This window comes from Ruminococcus sp. RTP21484sp1_RTP21281st1_A8_RTP21281_210402, assembly GCF_040914025.1.
Lineage (GTDB): Bacteria > Bacillota > Clostridia > Lachnospirales > Lachnospiraceae > Blautia_A > Blautia_A faecis.
The window spans coordinates 23,586-42,100 of the sequence record NZ_JBCPGE010000018.1 but is presented as its reverse complement, the minus strand read 5'-3'; the positions used below and the strand labels follow the sequence as shown (position 1 = coordinate 42,100).

Genomic DNA, 18,515 nt, shown 5'->3' with positions numbered 1-18,515 from the left:
ATTGAATAACACTCAAAAAGCTTTAAAAAGAATGATCCGGGATACGGAGTCAAAAATCACTGATGAAGAACTCTTTCTTTCATCGGCTTTCCAAAAATACCAAACATCTCTGGCGAAAGCGGCTACTGGCCGTTCTCGCTATGGACTTCAGGTGCTTATGGAATGGGACAGTTCTGAAAATGCAGACATCGCTTATACAGATAATTATAGAATTCATTGTAACGCCGCAAACTCGATAACTCAAAGCTTTCCTTCCCGATTTCTACGGTCACAAAGCCTGACTGGTCTAACTGGACATGAAATCGGACATCTGCGTTACTCTGATTTTGCATCACTACAGCTTTATCTGACCAATATGGAAAATGGTTCCTTCTATCCAGAAGCACCAGACAATCTGCCTTCTGGATACAAGGCAAATCTGCAGGACATCTTAGATGCCATGGAAGAAAAAGATAACGCAACGTGTCTGACGCTATCCCGCTGTGCTGCACAGTTTAATAATATACTGGAGGACATCTACATTGAAGCCCGGATGTGTGAGGAATATCCCGGAACTTTTAAGCAGGGAATACAGATTAATAATCTGCGGATGTCTGAATTGATTCCTTCTATACAGGAACAAATTGACTGTGGCTATCAGCCGTTTTCCATTATGAGCAATTTAATTTTGTCTTATTGTAGGACTGGTAATATAAATAACCGCACGAATTATTCTGGAGAATACACAGACACCCTTTCAGACTGCATGGATTATATTGACGATGCCTTAATTGCCACACAGGGGAAAGAACGCTTCCGTGCTTCCAACTATCTTTTAGTACTTTGCTGGAACTATATTCAGCCTATAGTAGAGCAAACCAGAGAGTCTTTAAAAAAGCAGGATAGTACCCAAGTTGGCGATGCTCTGGAGGATCTGCTGCGGAAAGAATCAGGTAGCGGATCTCCTCTTCCAACTGGTAAAAACGGAGGAATCCCCAAAAACATTCCAGGTCCTACAGAAAAATCGAAAACTCCTATAACCTGTGACTTATCTGGCCTTGATCCAAATTACAGGCAAGATGCGATTAACCAGGCAGAAAAAGTACTGCAGGAAGAAGGGGGCAGAATTGAGCTTGCTAAAACTACAGCAATATTAGATGGAAATAATCCAGGAATCACATACGCATCACAGTATGCCGGTTCCGGTTATGAAAATGCAGCGAATGATCTTGCACGCATCCTAAATGATGTTGCTACGGAAAAAGCCCAAAATGATTATGAACAGGAATTAACAGAAGACTTGCAAAAATCGGCGGATGAAATACATTACGGAAATGCCCATGCAGGCATCCATGTAACAATCCACCGCATCAATCCCGTTTCCGACTTTTTTATCAAATCTTATCAAACAGTTGCTCCCCCTCTTTTGCGGACCTCCAAAAGGCTGCAAAGTTCCATTCTTCCTTTATTAAAAGAAGAGGCAGAAGGCGGGAAACAAAAAAACCTGTTATTTGGTAAAAGGCTGGATATGCGGGCTTTACACCGAAAGGACGGCGGTATCTTTACCAGAACCAGGCTACCGGATGAAGAACAAAAACTTTCCGTGGGACTTTTGGTTGATGAAAGTGGTTCTATGGGCTGGGGAGATCGTATTACCCATGCCCGGAAAACTGCAATCGTGCTGTATGATTTCTGTACGAGCCTGGGAATTCCTATTACCATTTATGGGCATTCTACAGATTCCAAGGGTGTTGCTTTGTATTCCTATGCTGAATTTGATTCTCTGGATGCCTCTGACCGTTACCGGCTGATGGATATGTCTGCCCGTAATGGCAACCGGGATGGAGCTGCACTTCGTTATGTTGCGGAACACCTGGCAAAGCGTCCGGAATCACAAAAACTCCTCATCATAATCTCTGACGGACAGCCCGCAGATTGTGGGTACAGTGGTACGGAAGCAGAAGCAGATCTTCGTGGTATCAAGAATGAATATCGTAAACGTGGCATTGTGATCTTTGCTGCAGCAATTGGTGATGACAAAGAAAACATCCGCAGGATCTATCAGGATGGTTTTTTAGATATTACCAAATTAGAAGATTTACCCAAAAATATGACACAGCTTGTAAAACAATATTTGAAATAGAAAGAAGGAAAACATACATGAGTGAAAATTATCAAAACTCAATTACAGATCAGATATGCAAAGTACAGACCAGTAAAAAATTAATTGCACTGTATGACCGCCTCCGCTACACAAGTTATAACAGCTATGCACAGCTTCATGCAAAAGGAGAATTTGAAGAAAATGGTCATAAAGTTCACTCCCTTATTGGAATCTCCATTCAGGATTACTCTAGTGGTACCGGTGATAAAAATATTATCACCCGTTTTCATCTGGCACCCGAACAAATTCAATTTCTGCTGTCCAGAGTTACCGCTGGCTTTCCTGAATTTGAATGGTCACAAAGTAAAATATTTGGTGTGCCGGATGGCAATGGCTATTCTACTGCACAACAGTTTTTTATTTCCCGTCACGTATATAACAACCAGCAGGAAATACTGACCAGCCCATGGAGAATTCAAATTAATAACGGAAAAGGTATCAAGAAAAAGAATCATAACGGCGGCACTTATATGCAGGCTCAAAGTTTTATCTCTGAAAAAAGTGCTTTTATCCAATTGACAGATATGGATTTTTATATGCTGTTAAAACGTGCTGATTCCTATATCGTAAATTGGGAAGCCTATGTTGCATCCTTCCTGATTCAAAACGGCAAACAACAGCTTAAAAAGCAACAGGAAGCAAGAATGGCACAAAATATACAGCCACAGCCAGATGAAATGACTTCCTATATGCAGGGACAGCCACAAGAGCAATATCTGAATGGTATGTATGTCGCTTAAAGAATTTCAACAAAGAAGCAGCCGAAAAGACTGCTTCTTTTTATAAAGGAAAGGAGATCTCTATGGATTATGCTACAACACTAAATATTGACCAACAAGGGCGGATCATTATTCCTGCCAAAGTAAGAAAAGCCCTACAGCTTCATACAGGCGATGTATTGATGCTGGAAGCTGACACACGCAACATCTGTCTTCGTAAATGCGACTCCCATATCCCTATGGATATCCGGTTAGACAGTTTCCTGGATATTTTACATAGTAATGTCCCTTGCCGGATCCTGTTATGTAATCATTCCAAAATCATTGCTTCCAAGAATTATCATACAGCACTTAATATGCCTGTAACAGAAAGTATTCAAAGGCTTCTGCAACAGGGAAAGATGAAATTATTCTCTGAAAAGGAACGCATATACCCTACTATGACAGGAAAATATCCCATATCAGCCTTTTTCCCTATTTCTAAAAAAGACGAATTGGGGGAAGCCCTGGGACTTTTACTATGTGCAAAAAATCAACAGCCTTTCAGCGAAATGGATTTAGGCTGTGCCAAAATGACTGCAGCGGCGATTTCCCGCTACATCCAACAAAATTATGAAAGGAAGGTGACATAAAATGAATGACTTACTGCTGCATCGGGCAGCACAATTATTAGAAGCTGAATTTGGTCCCCAATGGCGTACTGTCGCTGACATGCTTGGAACGGAAGGATTGCGAAAACGTGTGGGAAAGGAACTGACTTCTTTCATGGCATACCCAGAACGGGGCGAAGGCGGTAACAGCCAGTGGCGTGGTAACTGCTCTCCCGAAGTGATTGCAGCACTTCTACGCTATTGCCTAGACGATAAGCGATATTACGGAAAAGATACCAGCACCTTTACCCTCTTAGATCCTATGAGTGGCTCTGGGACTTCAAAGGCGGCGGCTGACCGTTATCAGGTACGTTCCCTGCTCTATGATCTAAATCCGGCACCTGCTTATGGAAAAGGTAACTGGAATGCCCTAAAAGATGAAGTGGAGGATTCCGCTGATCTCATCTTTTTCCATCCACCTTACCATAATATGATCCAGTATTCCGGAAATATCTGGGGAAACCCTCACCCGGACGACCTATCCCGCTGTGAAAACTATTCGGATTTTTTAGAAAAACTAAATCACTGTATCCGGAAATTTTTCCTGGCACTTCGGAAAGGTGGCAGGCTTGCCATACTGGTAGGCGATATGCGGCTCCATGGTAAGTTCTATAGTATGCAGCATGATTTAATGCGGATGGGTGATTTTGAATCCTTTCTGGTAAAGGGCCAGTTTAATTGTGTTTCTGACAATCGGACGTACAAAAAGCCTTTCATTCCCATTGTGACAGAATATGCTCTGTTACTGAAAAAAACGGATTCTTTCATTATCCCCTTCAGCATCCGGCAAGAAGGTGTGTTTTCTGTACAAAATACAGATATTCTTGCACTGACTTGGCATCATCTAATCCGGATGACAATGGAGAGTATTGGAGGAAGAGTGGCTTTAAAAGACCTGTACGCTTTATTAAAGGAACACCCAAAAGCGAAAAAGAATCCGCATTATCAGGAACGTATCCGTGCCACCTTATATGAACACCCAGATGAATATATCCCTGTATCGAAAGGATATTTTCGTTTGAGTTACCCTGTTACATAAAAACGAGCCATGAAAAACAGATTTTCTATGGCTATACAAAAGGAGTGTGAACACTATGACAAATCGAAAGCACCATGTGAAAGATAAACAAATAACAACACTCTCTGGATGGTTTCATTCTCCGCTACGTGTTGGGGAACGTGCTATTATTTCTGGGGTCAATGGTTTCTCTATTCTGACATCTCCTATCCTAACGATTTTGGAAGTATCAAATGACAGTATCGTTTTCGAAACAGAAAATACCATTTACCATTTGGTTCATACACCAGAGACCGTATCGGAAGTGATGTGTGCTTGAATAACATATATGAATTGGGAAGCAAGCTTTGTGAATTGCTTTCAACTTTAAAGAAAAACCGGGAATACGTTCCACTTGAAATTTTACAGACACAGTATCGGGTTCCTTATGAAACCCTAAAAAAGCAAATTGGTGATACAGCGACAGCTTTTGTAAAAGAAATTACATTATCAAAGCTTATGATAAATCCAAATGTGTCTCTGGAAGAGCAGATTTCTGTTATCCAACAAACCATTACAACATCCGGGATACTCAAAGAAATGGGCTATACCTTATCAAAACTGTATGATGTGGAACTACTGCACAGGCAGGCATTAAAATTAAGGACATATATTGAGGATGCTCTATATCCATATATTGCCCTTCAGGATTGCCTTGTAGTTGATATGGAACGTATAGAGGATACGCCAATTATCTACAATACAATTACCCAAAAGGTTTATGAGAATGGGCAATGGAGTAAACAGGATTTGGATCTGCATGGGAAACTATTAATCTATGTAAAATCTAGTCCTCCTATGCCTGCAGCAACAGAACAAATAAACAATGGATTCTAAATTCAAAAATTTTTATGTCAAGAAGGGAAACTTTTATGGGTTTCCCTTCTTATGAAAATAATTTCAGTTGTTCATATTCTGCTGTCCGATTCAACAGTATGGGCTTCTTAGCAAGAATAAATTCTACCGCTGCATCCTCCATAATCCAATCTTCCAGTTCTTGTCGTTCCAAAAGCAATGGCATCCGTTCATGCACTGGTGCTACGGAAGCATTTGCCTGCGTAGTCAGAATTACAAAACGATTTTGACCATTATAGATTTGATAACACCCTGCCATAAATAATGTGGCATCCTGCTTTGGACTTTGAAAAGTATATTTTTCTTTGTTTTTACACCATTCGTAAAAGTGATGGGCAGGAATCACACATCTTCGATGCAGCACACTGTCCCGAAAGGTCTTCTTGTCCAGTATAGCCTCTACCCTTGCATTGATAAGCAATCCCTTTCCCTGGAACCTCGGAAATCCCCACTGCATCTGCCTTGCAGCCACTTCCCTACACTCCTTTGTAAGTACAATTGCAGATTCAGACGGATGGATGTCCTGCCCATGCTCTATGATGCAGCCGATATACCGCTTCCCAGGACAAGAAGGCAGAATTTACATCTATATGAAAAATCACTTTTTCCAAACTCACGTTCCCCTCCTTTATATCCCATTATATAGAACATACGTTCTGAAATCAAGAGATAATATTTTCCATATCCATGCTTTCTCTATATATAGTAATTTTCTTCTCAGATTAAACAATATATAGTGCTTTTATATTGACACATACTATATATAGTGTTACACTTACTATGTAATTATTATTTGTGTCATCCGGAAAGGATATACGCACGCAGTTTAGGTTTGTAAAAGTGTCAGAAGTATACCACGCTACCAGCAGGGACTTCTGGCTTTTTTTATTTTGCAGGAAACTGCACGCATTAAAGAATGAACATCCATGTCATTCTCTTTTTTTATGCCTGAACGCAAAGAAAGGAGGAATGAAAGCCGGAACAAATAAGAATTACAACTATACCATAGAAAAGGAGACAAGAATAAAATGAACCACTCTAATGAATTATCAAACGTGGAAAAAATCAAACAACTGGTGGACTATCTGAATTTACAGCGTAACGCTTATTATAATGAGAACAGTCCGAATATCAGTGATGCGGAATATGACCGAATCTTCGATGAATTAGTGGAATTAGAAAAGCAGACAGGCTTTGTCTTATCCAATTCACCGACACAAACCGTAGGCTATACTCCCATCAGTGAACTTCCCAAAGTAAAGCATCCGGTCCCTTTGCTCTCTTTAGATAAGACAAAGCAGGTACAGGACTTGATAAGTTTTGCCGGTAAGCAGCCAGTTCTGTTTATGCTGAAGTTGGACGGATTAACGACTAAATTGGTCTACGAAAATGGAACACTTGTAGAGGCTTCCACGCGTGGCGACGGAGAAATTGGGGAACTTATCACCCATAACATCCCTGCATACGTTGATGTCCCTCTCTCAATTCCATATAAAGGCCGGCTGGTGATTGTTGGAGAATCCTTCATCCCAACCAATGACTTTGAGCGTTTAAAAGAAACCCTCCGAGATGGAAAAGGAGAACCTTACAAAAATGGGCGAAATCTGGCTTCTGGCTCTGTGCGAAGTCTTGATCCGGCAAATTGTGCAGGGCGCTGTCTGCACTTTATGCCTTTTAATGTTCTGGAAGGTCTGGACTCTCCATTTCTCTTTCCAGACAGCAGAGCTATGAAAATTTCCAGCCTGCTTGACTATGGTTTTCAGCCTTGTCCTTATATTGCTGCAAACCAGCCTTTAACCTCGGAACTTGTAAACCAGTATATTGAAAAACTGACTGATCTGGCAGGCAAAAAGCATCTGCCTATTGACGGAATCGTAATGATTTTCGACAGTCTGGACTATTCCCAAAAATGCGGGCGTACCGGACATCATTATAAAGATGGACTGGCTTTTAAGTTTGAAGATGAAACTTACGAAACCACTCTTCGCAATATAGAATGGACACCCACCCGTTTCGGAGAAATTGCACCAGTGGGAATTTTTGACCCTGTGGAAATTGACGGATGCTTTGTTTCCAGAGCAACCCTGCACAATCTGACCTTTATCAAAGAATTAGAATTGGTGCCAGGTTGTAGAATTTCTGTATCGAAACGTAATATGATCATTCCTCATATTGAAGAAAATCTGGAACGTGGTCATTACGTAGATGCAGTTCCCCCAGTATGTCCATGCTGTGGTTCTCAGACTCGTATCTATCAAAGAAAAGGAAATGATGGGCGTCTCATTGAAACAGTGCATTGTGACAATCCCAACTGTGATAGCCAGATCCGAAAACGCTTTACACATTTCGTTGGAAAAAAAGCAATGAACATCGAGGGACTCTCCGAAACTACCTTGGAAAAATTCCTGACTTTGGGTTATCTCCAGACATTTCCGGATATTTACCATCTAAATGAACATCAGGAAGAAATCTTACAGTTGGAAGGTTTCGGTAAAAAATCCTTTGAAAGATTATGGAATTCCATTACTTCCAGCCGGAATACTACCTTTGTCCGATTCCTGGTTTCCATGGATATTCCTATGGTCGGACGAACCAAAAGTAGGATTTTGGATACAGTATTCCACGGCAGTCTGCAGGAATTTTTTGACGCTGCCTCTGGTGACTATGATTTCACCCAGTTAGATGACTTTGGTGATACTCTGAATCAGAATATCCATGACTGGTTCTCTGATGAAAACAATCTAATTCTCTGGCACGAACTCCAAAAAGAACTTATATTTGAAGAAAGAAAGGAAATGAACACTATGATGAAAGAAAATGTATTTACAGGATGTACTATCGTTGCAACAGGAAAACTTGCTCATTTTACAAGGGATGAAATCAACTCCAAGATCATTGAGCTTGGAGCAAAAGCCGGCAGTTCTGTCACAAAAAAGACAGATTATCTGATTTGTGGGGAAAAAGCCGGAAGTAAATTAACAAAAGCTCAGGCTCTCGGTATTAAAATATTGTCTGAAGATGAGTTTCTTGAGATGATTGCGTAAGGAGAAATCTATGAGTATCATTACATCCGTTTTTCATATCTATGGATTTCTTATTACAGAAGAGGCTGCTAATCTTATCCTTCGATATACAGAGGAAGTTTTTCCTGATTTATACAAAGAGTTCTCTGATCCAGAATCACTCTTAGCCTTTCAGGAATATCTTTGTGAGAAACTTGATGGCTGTCGTTATGGCACTGCCGAGTCTATGACGGTATGGAGGATCAAAGATCAGGAAGAACTGGACTTAAATCCAGGAGAAGAATTTTATATCATTGAACTTAAAAATTCTTCCCACTTATTTTCACAGGCGTATTCTTCTTATACGGAAGTTATCCAAGAAATTCAAGAAACGTTTGGTGAATTACTTCCTCCCGATTTTCCATTAGATGATTTTCTTGTGGAAATCATGGGCGAAGTCTGGGGATAGTGAAATGGGGTGACGCCCCATTTCAAACATCTTTTGCAACTTTACATTTATAATTATTTTACCGTTGGAAAGCACCTTCTTTTTTGATATAATGAAAGCAAATGGAGGGATAACGTATATGAGTATTCAATCAGATATAGAGATGCTATCAATTGAAGCACTGGAACATCTGGTATTTGAATCTCGAAAGGATATGTAAAACATGGAAGGTAAATATTTTTTTAACGGGAAAGATATTTCAATGAATCTGTATATTCAGATCCGGGATGTTGTCGATATTATTATGGAAAAGAGCCATCTTTCCTTTCCGGATGCCATGGGCAAATTTTATCACTCAAAAACTTACAAGGCCCTGCAAAATACAGAAAATACTCTTTGGGCGGAATCTGCTGGCTATATTGCAGACCGCTATTACGAAGAACAAGAAGAAGCACAAATAAGCAAATAACAAACGAAAAATATGTTTAAGAAGGAACTGCTTGCCATAAGCGGTTCCTTTTTTGTATAAGAAAGAAGGGATTACATGTTTATTAATACCTATTCGAATCATTACCAGCAAACAATTGACCACTTTCATGGAGCATACGCTTTTCTTAGTAACTTCTATCCTTCCCGGATATATTACCGGGGCTACTGGTATGCAAATAATGAGGCTGCTTTCCAGGCACAAAAGACACTTTCCCCTAAAGAACAGCTTCAATTTACCAAATTAAGGAATCCAAAAGATGCAAAAAAACTGGGAAGAGAAGTGCAGCTCCGTTCAGACTGGGAAAGAGTAAAGCTTATGTACATGTATGAAATTTGTATGTGCAAATTCATGCAGAATCCTACCCTATGTAAAGCATTACTTGCTACTGGGAATTGTCACCTTGTTGAAGGAAACAACTGGGGAGATTACTTTTGGGGTTCTGTAAATGGTCATGGCGAAAATCATCTGGGCAAAATTCTTATGGATATACGTGCAAAGCTTCAATTTGAATGTTAAAACATAATTTATCCAATTTTGCACTGTATGAACTGCAAATATTTTGCTATAATGAAAGATAGATTTTAAAGAAAGGATTTGTGCTTATGTATCTGAAGCGTTTTGTCTATGACCGTCTTCTGGATTGGAAAAATGAAGGAGGTCATAGTACCCTGGAAGTCGGTGGAGCTCGTCAGGTTGGAAAAACCTACCTGATACAGAAATTCGCTGACGAAAACTACAAACACAAAATTTATATTAACCTGTTTGAATTAAGCGGCAAACAGTTTATGGAATGTTATAAACAGGCAACCGACTGGACACCTGGAACAAAACGGCGGGAGCATCCTCTCCACGATGCCTTCCAGTTATATGAGCCGGACTTTATTGATTCCGATGATACCGTCATCATTATTGATGAAATTCAGGAATCATCGGAAATTTATAACCGCATCCGGGAGTTCACCCGACAGTTTAAAGCCCATTTTATCGTTACAGGTAGTTATCTTGGAAGAATTTATGATCCGGAGTTTCGCTATTCCAGCGGTGATGTCACCAAACTCACCATCTATACGCTTTCTTTTGAAGAGTTTTTGATGGCCTATGATCAGAATCTGTATGACGATTACAAAAAAATATCTCTTGTTTCCTCTGAAGCAGAAGTCTATAATCGCTTAAAGGAAACCTATGATCTGTACTGTCAAATTGGTGGCTATCCCAAAGTGGTAGAAAACTATCTGGAGAACCGGAATATCGTAAAGGCACAGGGCGAACTCGTAAAAATCATTGATACCTTTACCAATGAGTCCATTCGCTATTTTACAGATATTTTGGATACCAAAGTGTTTACTCATATTTTCTTTTCCATCTGCCGTATTTTAAACCGTGAAAAGAAAGGATTTTCAGAAGACAGTATCAGCGAAGAATTGCAAAAGCTGGTAACCAAAGACTACTCCAGTAATATTTCAAAGGCTACCTGCAACCGTGCCATTAGCTGGTTATACTTTTCTGGAATCATTGGATTCTGTGCAAAAATAACAGAAATGGACATTCTGGATTTTAAGTCTGCAAGCCGCTGCTACTTCATGGATATGGGGCTGGCAAATTATTATCTGACACGTACCGGTACCGATTCCCGTGTACTTGCAGGCACATTAAATGAAAATTATGTCTATATCAACCTGAAGAAACGCCAGGATTTTCCACCGGAAATTTCCTTTGAAACCCCAGCTTTTGCTACTTACCGAGGCGGAGAAATTGATTTTGTGGCACAAAGCCTATCTTCTTCCACCCGATATTTAATAGAAGTAAAAGCCGGAAAAGGGACTGCTTCCACTGCCCAGAAAGCTCTGGCTCAGGGAAAAGCAGATAAGCTTCTTTATTTAAAAGGGGCAACCAAAGGAGGGATAGACGGAAAAACAGAAACACTGCCTATTTATTTATTGGAACAATACAAGTTTAATTAAATTTATGTTTACGAAGAGACTACTTGCGAGTGGTCTCTTTTTATTTAGAAGGATCACGAAAAACACAGCACTGAATTAGTGAAAATTTATGAATTTATGAGAATTGGCATAGATGTGATGTTACGGACAAGGGGTATGGATTTATTCTATTCCCTCTTTTGTCAATGCCAATTCCCATCAAGAAAGGAAGAATTACATGAACAATACAACAACTGAATTACAATGGGGAGATGTCATCTTCAAACCCGGACAACGTGTGCGGACAACCGATGCCAGCGATTATGCAAGATTGGAAGGTGTTATTTTGGAAATTCATACCGGCGAAGATAAAGAAACCGACAATCTGACTCCTGATATTCACTGTTGCTTTGATTTTCCTGAGTCTGAAGCAGACATTCGGAAACTAGAGGAACGCTTTTCTTCTCTTTACAATATGCCAAAAAAACTGGATGAGCTTGCTTTGGATGAAGTGATTATGTCCCCGGATGAACTGATTTCTATTCCAGAAGAACCCTCTCGTCTTCTTCATTATATTGGTACAGACGAATGGGCTCGCCCGGTATACCAGGATCAATATGGGAAGTTGTGGAAAGATGTAGAACTTGGTGACTTTGAAATTCCTCATCTGCACTCTGCAGTCGGAAATGAATTTGATGGAGAACCGGATATGCCTATCCGGAAACCATTTAGAATTTTAACAGATAAACCGAAAAATCCTTATGAATTTCAGTACATGATGCTTAGTCGTTTACAAAGCGACTGTGAGTATTACTTGAATTACGGAAACCGTTGTACTGGACATCTGTACTATCACAATGAAAGCAAACAAATTGCCGCCATGAAAAAACTCTGGAATGAATTTCCGGATGATGGGAAACCAGAATGGTTGACATGGAAACAAATCCTAGAATACGAAAAAGCAATGTGTTCAGACACAAAATAATAGAACCGCCATAAAAATATTTTTTTTAAGGAGAATGATTATGAATTTAATAAAAGAACTAAAAGAACAATTAGGATATGAAGAAATCGGTCTCGATGATACATTTACATTTCACTGTACCCAATGCGGAAAGTGCTGCATCCACCGGGAGGATATTCTCTTATCCCCGAAAGATCTGTTTAACATAGCAAAAAAATTTCAAATTACACCAGCGGAAGCCTTGGAACAATATTGTGAAACTTATATTGGATGTAACTCCCGTTTCCCGATAGTCCGCCTGAGACCACAAGGAAGTGTCAAACGCTGCCCTTTATTAAAGGATCAGAAATGTTTGGTTCATGATGTAAAACCGACTGTCTGTGCCATGTTTCCGATTGGTCGGTATCTTACCCTTTCTGCGGATGATAGTTTTCCGAAAAATCCAGAAGAACTGTCTGTTGGATATATCTTTAATAATCCTGAGTGCGGAGACGGAATCGAAACACATACCGTCCGAGAATGGTTTCGTAGTTTTAACATTCCACTAAAAGATGACTATTTCTTTACATGGACAAGAACACAGGCAACACTCTGCAAACATCTACAATTTCTGGAAGAACACATATCAGAAAAGACCATGATTTCAATATGGAATGCTACTTTGATAACTCTGTATCTGAACTATGATATTACAGAAGATTTTCAAACGCAATTTCAGCAAAATTCAGATGCAATCCTATCCTTAATTGAAACACTAGGAACTGTTGACATTCCTAAGAAATCATAAACAACTATAAATACTTTGAGCCGACCAGTTTTGGACGGCTCTTTTTCATATCGCTTTACATTCTGGCAGCTCTTTTGTTTCCTGTTCTTATCACACGCAATCCATTCATCCAAAGTAAGCGGCTGATAATTTGAATACATACAAAAACAGTTAATCATATTACATGGAATATGCTGTGTTTCCCCCTGTGTATTCAGAAATGTTGTTTCAGATGTGATTCCTTGAAATCTTTCCAGCAATCTCTGATCCTGCGTATCGTGTACATGTCCATACAACATATAGGTTTTTGGGTTTCCTTCTGCATTCAATTTATACTGTCCGTTATAACACATAATAGGATAATGACAAAGTATCACTTTTCTCTTATTATCGCTAAGTTCCTCATACATTTTAATCCACTCAAAGCGTGAACTGTCGAAGTTTGGATCCTTGACATAGTGGTCATGGTTTCCCTGTATCAGATATAGACGTCCGTTCAATTTCTGAAGCAACTGGTTTGTTTCTTCAGATTTCCCCCATGATAAATCCCCTAAGATAACAACTTCATCCCTATTACGCACTTTACTATTCCACTGTTTCAGCATATAATCATTCATTGCATTTACATTTGCAAATCCACGTTTATCCATTTTTGTATTCAAATTTTCATGAAAGAAATGTAAATCTGCAATATAATATCTCATTTTATATCATTCCCTCAATCTTGTTTAAATTATCAATATTTACAATTGCCCAGAACACTCTTTTTAAATCTTTCCCTTTCAAAGTTGATGCCGGGATTACCGAATCTTTACCAAATTCCTGAATAAACTGATTTCTGAGTTCACGAATTTTTTGTCCTTTTTCTGGTCCCGATAAATGCTCCATACCTAATTTTTTTTCAATCTCTAATGCCTGTTTTACTTTATCCCAACCCATGCCTGAAATCATCAGTTCATACATCAAGCGAACCAGTGATGCTCCGCAGGCAACCGTTTTGGGATCATACTGCACTTTCCTGTTTAAATATAACGAATGAAAATCATTAATAAACTTTTTCAATTCTGCATCTTCACCGCTATCGGCTTGTTGATAACGCAAAAGCTGTTTCTCAACATCTTCTACGATATATTTAGGTTCATAATCTCTTCTCTCCAGCGTGCTCCCCAGTGTAATCTTCCTTGTATTCCATTCTTGTTCTGCCCGTTTTAAATACTTTTCTTTCACAACAGAGCATTGCATCTCGGATATACAGTTTCTGGACAACATCATAATATCATAGAACTGCTTCACCTGTTCATCCAGCCTTTCATTTTGTACGCCAATCGTATTACAACCTAATGTGGTGAGCTTATCCGCAAATAAATAATTCAATGGAAGGATCTGATAGTTCCATGAACTGTTTACTGCAAATATGTTTTCTCCCGTTCTTCTTTCATATTCCCATTTTTCTGGCTGGAGAATAAATTCTATTTTTAATTCCTGATAGGGAATACTCTCTCTATCCATATTACGTTCTGCATTGGATAGTACAGAAGGAACTTTCATGTAATATGTATGTAATGGAAGATTTGTTTTCGGATTCTTAGGGCTATGTTTATGAAAGTAAAACAATTCGTCTTCTGTCCCCAAATATTCTTCGATTTTCCTCAATGTTTCCTTTATTTCCTCTTCTGTTCCAAAAAATAACATATCAATGTCTACACTTGTTCTTTGAGCATCCCTTGGCAGATAAAACTGCGTGGCTGCACCACCTTTCAATATTATTTTATCTCCTAGTATTTTCTGAATATGCAAGAATAATTCAAGATCCCATAAAAACAGTTCCATTCTCGCCATATTTTTAAACCCAAATTCTTCCATTCTCTTCTGAAAGGTTTCTCTCTGAAATGCTTCCTCTTTATGAAATAACTTTTTGTAATCCAAATTTTATTCTTCCCTTCTAAGTATTTTTCCAAACTCTATTGCCGAATCTGTAATAAACCGATTTTCAACGATAAAGCGAATATCATATTGTATATTCCTTCTTGATGCTACTGTTATCAGCTTCTTTTTATCTATATTTCCCAATCTGCTGAGATTCTGATAAATTCTTACCAATTCTTGCAATGATAGTGGATATCCATTTCTCGTTATTGCAAAATAAAGATCTACAAAAGCCTTCTCTATACTTGCCAGACCTTCACTACTGTACTGAAAATCCTCCGTTGTGTATAAAATCACCTGCATATTATGGCTACCTGAAAGCATAGCATCTTCATACATTTTTTTCGTGTATTGTGGTTCTATCACCTCAAATCCTTCTGCTAATAAATTGTTATATATTTCCTCTTTTGCTGCTTTTTCAATAAATGCAATGACAGGATATTGTTCTGGTATGTGTAACATATATTTTGCCAAAATATCCAAACCGGATATATAATAATAAAATCCCAGCTCATCCATGTAATTTTTCAATTTTTGGGCTGTTTCACATAAAATAATTCCCTGTCTGCCTTTCAAATCATTGAAGGAAAATACACCGTTTCGCACTCTCTTAATGTAACCCGCCTCTACTAATTTAGAAAGATTCCAATATAAAGTAGACTTTTTTAACTCCGGGAAAAGGGGAATTACTTCATCTGTATAAAAGGTAGTTTGATTCCCAAGATTTTGTTTGATTATCTCGTATTTTTTTTCTAATGCTGTTTTGCTATTCATACTACACCTACTTTCTTTTCGTAGTATATCACATAGCACCTATAAATTCAATAAAACAAACGCAAAGTTTATATTTGCGTTTGTTTTATTGTTTTTATTCATAATTCAATCTATTTGCAAATATATTTGTAATTTCAATAAAAAATACGCAAATACTATATTTGCGTATTTTTATTGAAACTCACTAGAACTGCAACAGCAGCTCATATAGCATCCTATAACGTTTTCCAATCTATCCTATTCTTTATAATGGAATGATCCTTGGAACTTGTACACCTACTGTAATTCCCATTTCTATCTTTCTCCTATAATCCTGAAAACTATGGATACGAAACCCAGGCATTCCCCAAGCACAAGAAATTTTGCGAACATAGTACTCGTTTGATTTTGTAAATATTTTCCCTTGCTTCCTGTGCAATAACTTTATAATCCGTAACGACTGAGTTGAAATCTTAGGAAACGTTCCATTAACTCTTTTATACAAATCTCCGCCTTTACTTTCTTCTAAATAAATAGCCTTTCCATATATGCAGGACCATTCTATATACGGAATGTCTATACTTCTTATCCCTGTTTCCATTGCAATTCGCAAAAATAAGGCAGTTTCAAAATCCTTTTTATATAGAAATTCGTCTGCTATCATTTTATAATGATCAACAAAATAAATTGCTCCTATCTTTCTTTCCAGTTCCAACAGCGAAACATCATCCAACCATTCCAATTTTTCTCTGTATTTTTCAATAAATATCATTCCATGTTCAGTTTCTAAAGATTGCCTCAAATCACGGATAGCCTCTGTCCAATATTTTCTTTGTTCAGGTAACAAGAAGCATACCATTTTCTGTAAAAACTTTCCTTCGCTATCTGGATGCCACTGTATTAAACGCTTTAGTTCTTCATAGGCTTGATTTACTTTATATTCCATTGTACTATTTCTCATCTTCAGATTCTCCTTCGTATTGCTCTAAAATCTTTGAAGCCCTCTCCACAAACATCCTGTCTGCCCCTGAAATCTCATATTCTTTCCAAAGTGTCTTATGTATCTGTTCCTCTGTTAAATCCCTACACTTTTCCTGCAGCATACGGACAAATGGATATATCATAGTCGCATGAATATTTTTCCCGGACCGTACCATATCTCCTTCCATTTGATATGCTTCCTGTAAGCATTCCAGTATAATGCGAACATCCGTAACACTTTCTCTCATTGTGCTTCCCCTCATCAGGCTTATCCTCCTATTTACATACGTACTCTCAGTCCATCTAATCTCGACACGTTCAGTCCAACCAGATACCAGTCATCTCCCATTTCAATTCGGACCGGAATCCAAATATCTTTCACCTTTACATCGAAACATTCCCCGCAATGTAGTCCTCCATAAAAAGATTCCAAATCAAAACGTATATCATACCTCCCTGTTTCAGTATCATAAAACAATGTTCCTTCTCTGTGTTCACTCATAACATCTGCCTCCTTAAATTTTTCTTTTACTTAGTAATTACCTCATCCCTATACAGATTGAAGAAATTCCGGAAAAATTTCATAAAAGTTTTTCCGATACCGATAATAGGTAGAAGAAGTTAACCCCAACTCCCGCTGCAGTTGTGTCGGTGTTACCTTCTTTTGTACCACCCTCATAAATTCCTGGTTAAACTTTTCCTGTTCTATAGCCCGTGGTCTTCCTACTTCATCCCATTCACCCCGAAGCCTTTTTGCCTCCATACCTTCCTTTTGTCGCTTCTCCTTTTTCTCCATCTCTGCCTGTGCCATGGATGCATAGAGTTCAATCATCATATTATTGATTGTTTCTATCATCATCTTTGCCAGATTATTTTCCATCTGAGACAGGTCAAACAACGTGGTAGGAAGTTCCAATACCATTACCCGAACCCCTTTTTCTTCTAAAAAACGTAGCTGCTTTAAAATCTCCTGCTTGTTCCTGCCAAGTCTGTCCAGCTCTGTAATAATCAGGGTATCCCCTACCCGTAAAACATCTTCCACAAGAACGGTATAACGTGGTCTGTCAAAATTTTTACCGGTTATCTTATCTGTAAAAATACTTTCCAGTTTAATTTTCTGATTTTCACAGAACCTCTTTATTTCTATAATACCTCGGTCCAAGTGTTGTTCCTTAGTACTGATTCTGTGATACCCATAATATGCCATACGTATCCCCCTTTATACATTCCCAAAAAGTCTTAAAATATTTTGGCATATCTCAAAACCTTCTTATATACTTTTTGGAAATAAAAAAATAGCCTATTACATCTCCCATCAAAAAGCATACTTTTTGGGAGGTGACTTTCACTACTTCTGTACGCAAGATGGCATAAAAAAGCAACAAAAAAAGACAGAGGTTTTAAAAAATTTCCTCTGTCTTCAGATCAACTATTCTGGAAAGATGTCCATCTTTTTTCCTTCAAACTTATATCCTACACCTCTCACTGTTTTAATATAGCGGCACTGCTTTAGCTCCGGTTCAATTTTCTTTCTCATACTGGATACCAGACAGTACACAATATTATCAATGCTTTCCGGCAATTCCTCGTTATAAAGAATCTCAAAAATTTTTTCTTTAGTAAATATCACACCTGGTCTCCCTGACAAAAGCATAAACAATTCATACTCTGCTTTCGTTAAGACGATCTCCGTCTGTCCTCTATAAATCTTATGATAATCCGGATAAATCCTAAAATCGGAATTTTCTTCATCCTCTCCCAGAATGCTTTTTATATTTTCCGCCACATATTCTTTGTATCCCAATACAGTTGAAATAGTTACTTTCCCCAAGCTACACTTCC

Annotated in this window: 22 protein-coding genes; 13 read left to right on the top strand and 9 right to left on the bottom strand. The window is 38.5% G+C overall.

Annotated features, from left to right (window positions below; all coding sequences use genetic code 11):
- Position 1 precedes the first annotated feature (1 nt).
- From AB5170_RS10430 to AB5170_RS10405, 6 genes are all read left to right on the top strand, one after another.
- Positions 2 to 2,122, top strand: a complete 2,121-nt coding sequence (locus AB5170_RS10430) for a nitric oxide reductase activation protein NorD (protein ID WP_368361705.1) — start codon at positions 2 to 4, stop codon at positions 2,120 to 2,122.
- 17 nt (positions 2,123 to 2,139) lie between these two features.
- Complete coding sequence (locus tag AB5170_RS10425) at positions 2,140 to 2,883, top strand: hypothetical protein (protein WP_004223740.1); 744 nt, start codon at positions 2,140 to 2,142, stop codon at positions 2,881 to 2,883.
- A 62-nt stretch (positions 2,884 to 2,945) separates the two neighbouring features.
- On the top strand, positions 2,946 to 3,494 hold the full coding sequence (locus tag AB5170_RS10420; RefSeq protein ID WP_004223741.1) for an AbrB/MazE/SpoVT family DNA-binding domain-containing protein: 549 nt from the start codon (positions 2,946 to 2,948) through the stop codon (positions 3,492 to 3,494).
- 1 nt (position 3,495) lies between these two features.
- The gene (locus AB5170_RS10415) at positions 3,496 to 4,551 is read left to right on the top strand and encodes an SAM-dependent methyltransferase (RefSeq protein WP_139009985.1); all 1,056 of its coding nucleotides are present in this window, start codon (positions 3,496 to 3,498) and stop codon (positions 4,549 to 4,551) included.
- Positions 4,552 to 4,606: 55 nt separating this feature from the next.
- Positions 4,607 to 4,849: a hypothetical protein gene (locus AB5170_RS10410; protein WP_015526832.1), complete on the top strand. Its 243-nt coding sequence runs from the start codon at positions 4,607 to 4,609 to the stop codon at positions 4,847 to 4,849.
- Positions 4,846 to 5,406: a hypothetical protein gene (locus tag AB5170_RS10405; protein ID WP_055151560.1), complete on the top strand. Its 561-nt coding sequence runs from the start codon at positions 4,846 to 4,848 to the stop codon at positions 5,404 to 5,406. Before AB5170_RS10410 ends, AB5170_RS10405 begins: the two co-directional genes overlap by 4 nt.
- 49 nt (positions 5,407 to 5,455) lie before the next feature.
- Here AB5170_RS10405 and AB5170_RS10400 read toward each other — a convergent pair whose 3' ends face one another.
- Positions 5,456 to 5,944, bottom strand: a complete 489-nt coding sequence (locus AB5170_RS10400; protein WP_226840011.1) for an SOS response-associated peptidase — start codon at positions 5,942 to 5,944, stop codon at positions 5,456 to 5,458.
- Between the two features lie 508 nt (positions 5,945 to 6,452).
- On the opposite strand from AB5170_RS10400, the gene ligA reads away from it, so the two are divergent.
- The 7 genes from ligA to AB5170_RS10365 all read left to right on the top strand — a co-directional run bounded on the left by ligA (position 6,453) and on the right by AB5170_RS10365 (position 13,034).
- Positions 6,453 to 8,468 carry an NAD-dependent DNA ligase LigA gene (gene ligA / locus AB5170_RS10395; protein ID WP_368361703.1) on the top strand — a complete coding sequence of 672 codons (2,016 nt, stop codon included), beginning with the start codon at positions 6,453 to 6,455 and terminating at the stop codon, positions 8,466 to 8,468.
- A 10-nt stretch (positions 8,469 to 8,478) separates the two neighbouring features.
- Positions 8,479 to 8,895, top strand: a complete 417-nt coding sequence (locus tag AB5170_RS10390; RefSeq protein ID WP_004223763.1) for a hypothetical protein — start codon at positions 8,479 to 8,481, stop codon at positions 8,893 to 8,895.
- A gap of 202 nt (positions 8,896 to 9,097) precedes the next feature.
- Positions 9,098 to 9,343 (top strand): hypothetical protein, encoded by a 246-nt coding sequence (locus AB5170_RS10385; protein WP_054350800.1) that lies wholly within the window; start codon positions 9,098 to 9,100, stop codon positions 9,341 to 9,343.
- A gap of 75 nt (positions 9,344 to 9,418) precedes the next feature.
- A complete protein-coding gene (locus AB5170_RS10380) occupies positions 9,419 to 9,880 on the top strand; it encodes an NADAR family protein (RefSeq protein ID WP_055151575.1) in 462 nt (153 codons plus the stop codon).
- A gap of 86 nt (positions 9,881 to 9,966) precedes the next feature.
- A complete protein-coding gene (locus AB5170_RS10375; RefSeq protein WP_368361702.1) occupies positions 9,967 to 11,325 on the top strand; it encodes an ATP-binding protein in 1,359 nt (452 codons plus the stop codon).
- Positions 11,326 to 11,521: 196 nt separating this feature from the next.
- Positions 11,522 to 12,268 carry an LPD11 domain-containing protein gene (locus tag AB5170_RS10370; RefSeq protein ID WP_278632576.1) on the top strand — a complete coding sequence of 249 codons (747 nt, stop codon included), beginning with the start codon at positions 11,522 to 11,524 and terminating at the stop codon, positions 12,266 to 12,268.
- 40 nt (positions 12,269 to 12,308) lie between these two features.
- Complete coding sequence (locus tag AB5170_RS10365) at positions 12,309 to 13,034, top strand: YkgJ family cysteine cluster protein (protein ID WP_117942298.1); 726 nt, start codon at positions 12,309 to 12,311, stop codon at positions 13,032 to 13,034.
- Here the strand turns inward: AB5170_RS10365 and AB5170_RS10360 are convergent.
- The 8 genes from AB5170_RS10360 to AB5170_RS10325 form a co-directional block, all read right to left on the bottom strand.
- Positions 12,962 to 13,717, bottom strand: a complete 756-nt coding sequence (locus tag AB5170_RS10360) for a metallophosphoesterase (protein WP_117942297.1) — start codon at positions 13,715 to 13,717, stop codon at positions 12,962 to 12,964. The genes AB5170_RS10365 and AB5170_RS10360 overlap by 73 nt on opposite strands.
- Before the next feature lies 1 nt (position 13,718).
- A complete protein-coding gene (locus tag AB5170_RS10355; RefSeq protein WP_025579064.1) occupies positions 13,719 to 14,939 on the bottom strand; it encodes a nucleotidyl transferase AbiEii/AbiGii toxin family protein in 1,221 nt (406 codons plus the stop codon).
- Between the two features lie 3 nt (positions 14,940 to 14,942).
- The gene (locus AB5170_RS10350; RefSeq protein WP_025579065.1) at positions 14,943 to 15,713 is read right to left on the bottom strand and encodes a DUF6577 family protein; all 771 of its coding nucleotides are present in this window, start codon (positions 15,711 to 15,713) and stop codon (positions 14,943 to 14,945) included.
- 244 nt (positions 15,714 to 15,957) lie between these two features.
- Positions 15,958 to 16,653, bottom strand: coding sequence for a hypothetical protein (locus AB5170_RS10345; RefSeq protein ID WP_025579067.1), 696 nt, complete (start codon positions 16,651 to 16,653; stop codon positions 15,958 to 15,960).
- Positions 16,643 to 16,936: a hypothetical protein gene (locus tag AB5170_RS10340; protein WP_117942296.1), complete on the bottom strand. Its 294-nt coding sequence runs from the start codon at positions 16,934 to 16,936 to the stop codon at positions 16,643 to 16,645. The genes AB5170_RS10345 and AB5170_RS10340 overlap by 11 nt, the downstream gene beginning before the upstream one ends.
- Before the next feature lie 17 nt (positions 16,937 to 16,953).
- Complete coding sequence (locus AB5170_RS10335) at positions 16,954 to 17,175, bottom strand: DUF5348 domain-containing protein (RefSeq protein WP_025579070.1); 222 nt, start codon at positions 17,173 to 17,175, stop codon at positions 16,954 to 16,956.
- A 48-nt stretch (positions 17,176 to 17,223) separates the two neighbouring features.
- Positions 17,224 to 17,880 (bottom strand): recombinase family protein, encoded by a 657-nt coding sequence (locus tag AB5170_RS10330; protein WP_005340281.1) that lies wholly within the window; start codon positions 17,878 to 17,880, stop codon positions 17,224 to 17,226.
- Positions 17,881 to 18,102: 222 nt separating this feature from the next.
- Positions 18,103 to 18,504, bottom strand: a complete 402-nt coding sequence (locus tag AB5170_RS10325; protein WP_055152580.1) for a winged helix-turn-helix domain-containing protein — start codon at positions 18,502 to 18,504, stop codon at positions 18,103 to 18,105.
- Positions 18,505 to 18,515: the final 11 nt, after the last annotated feature.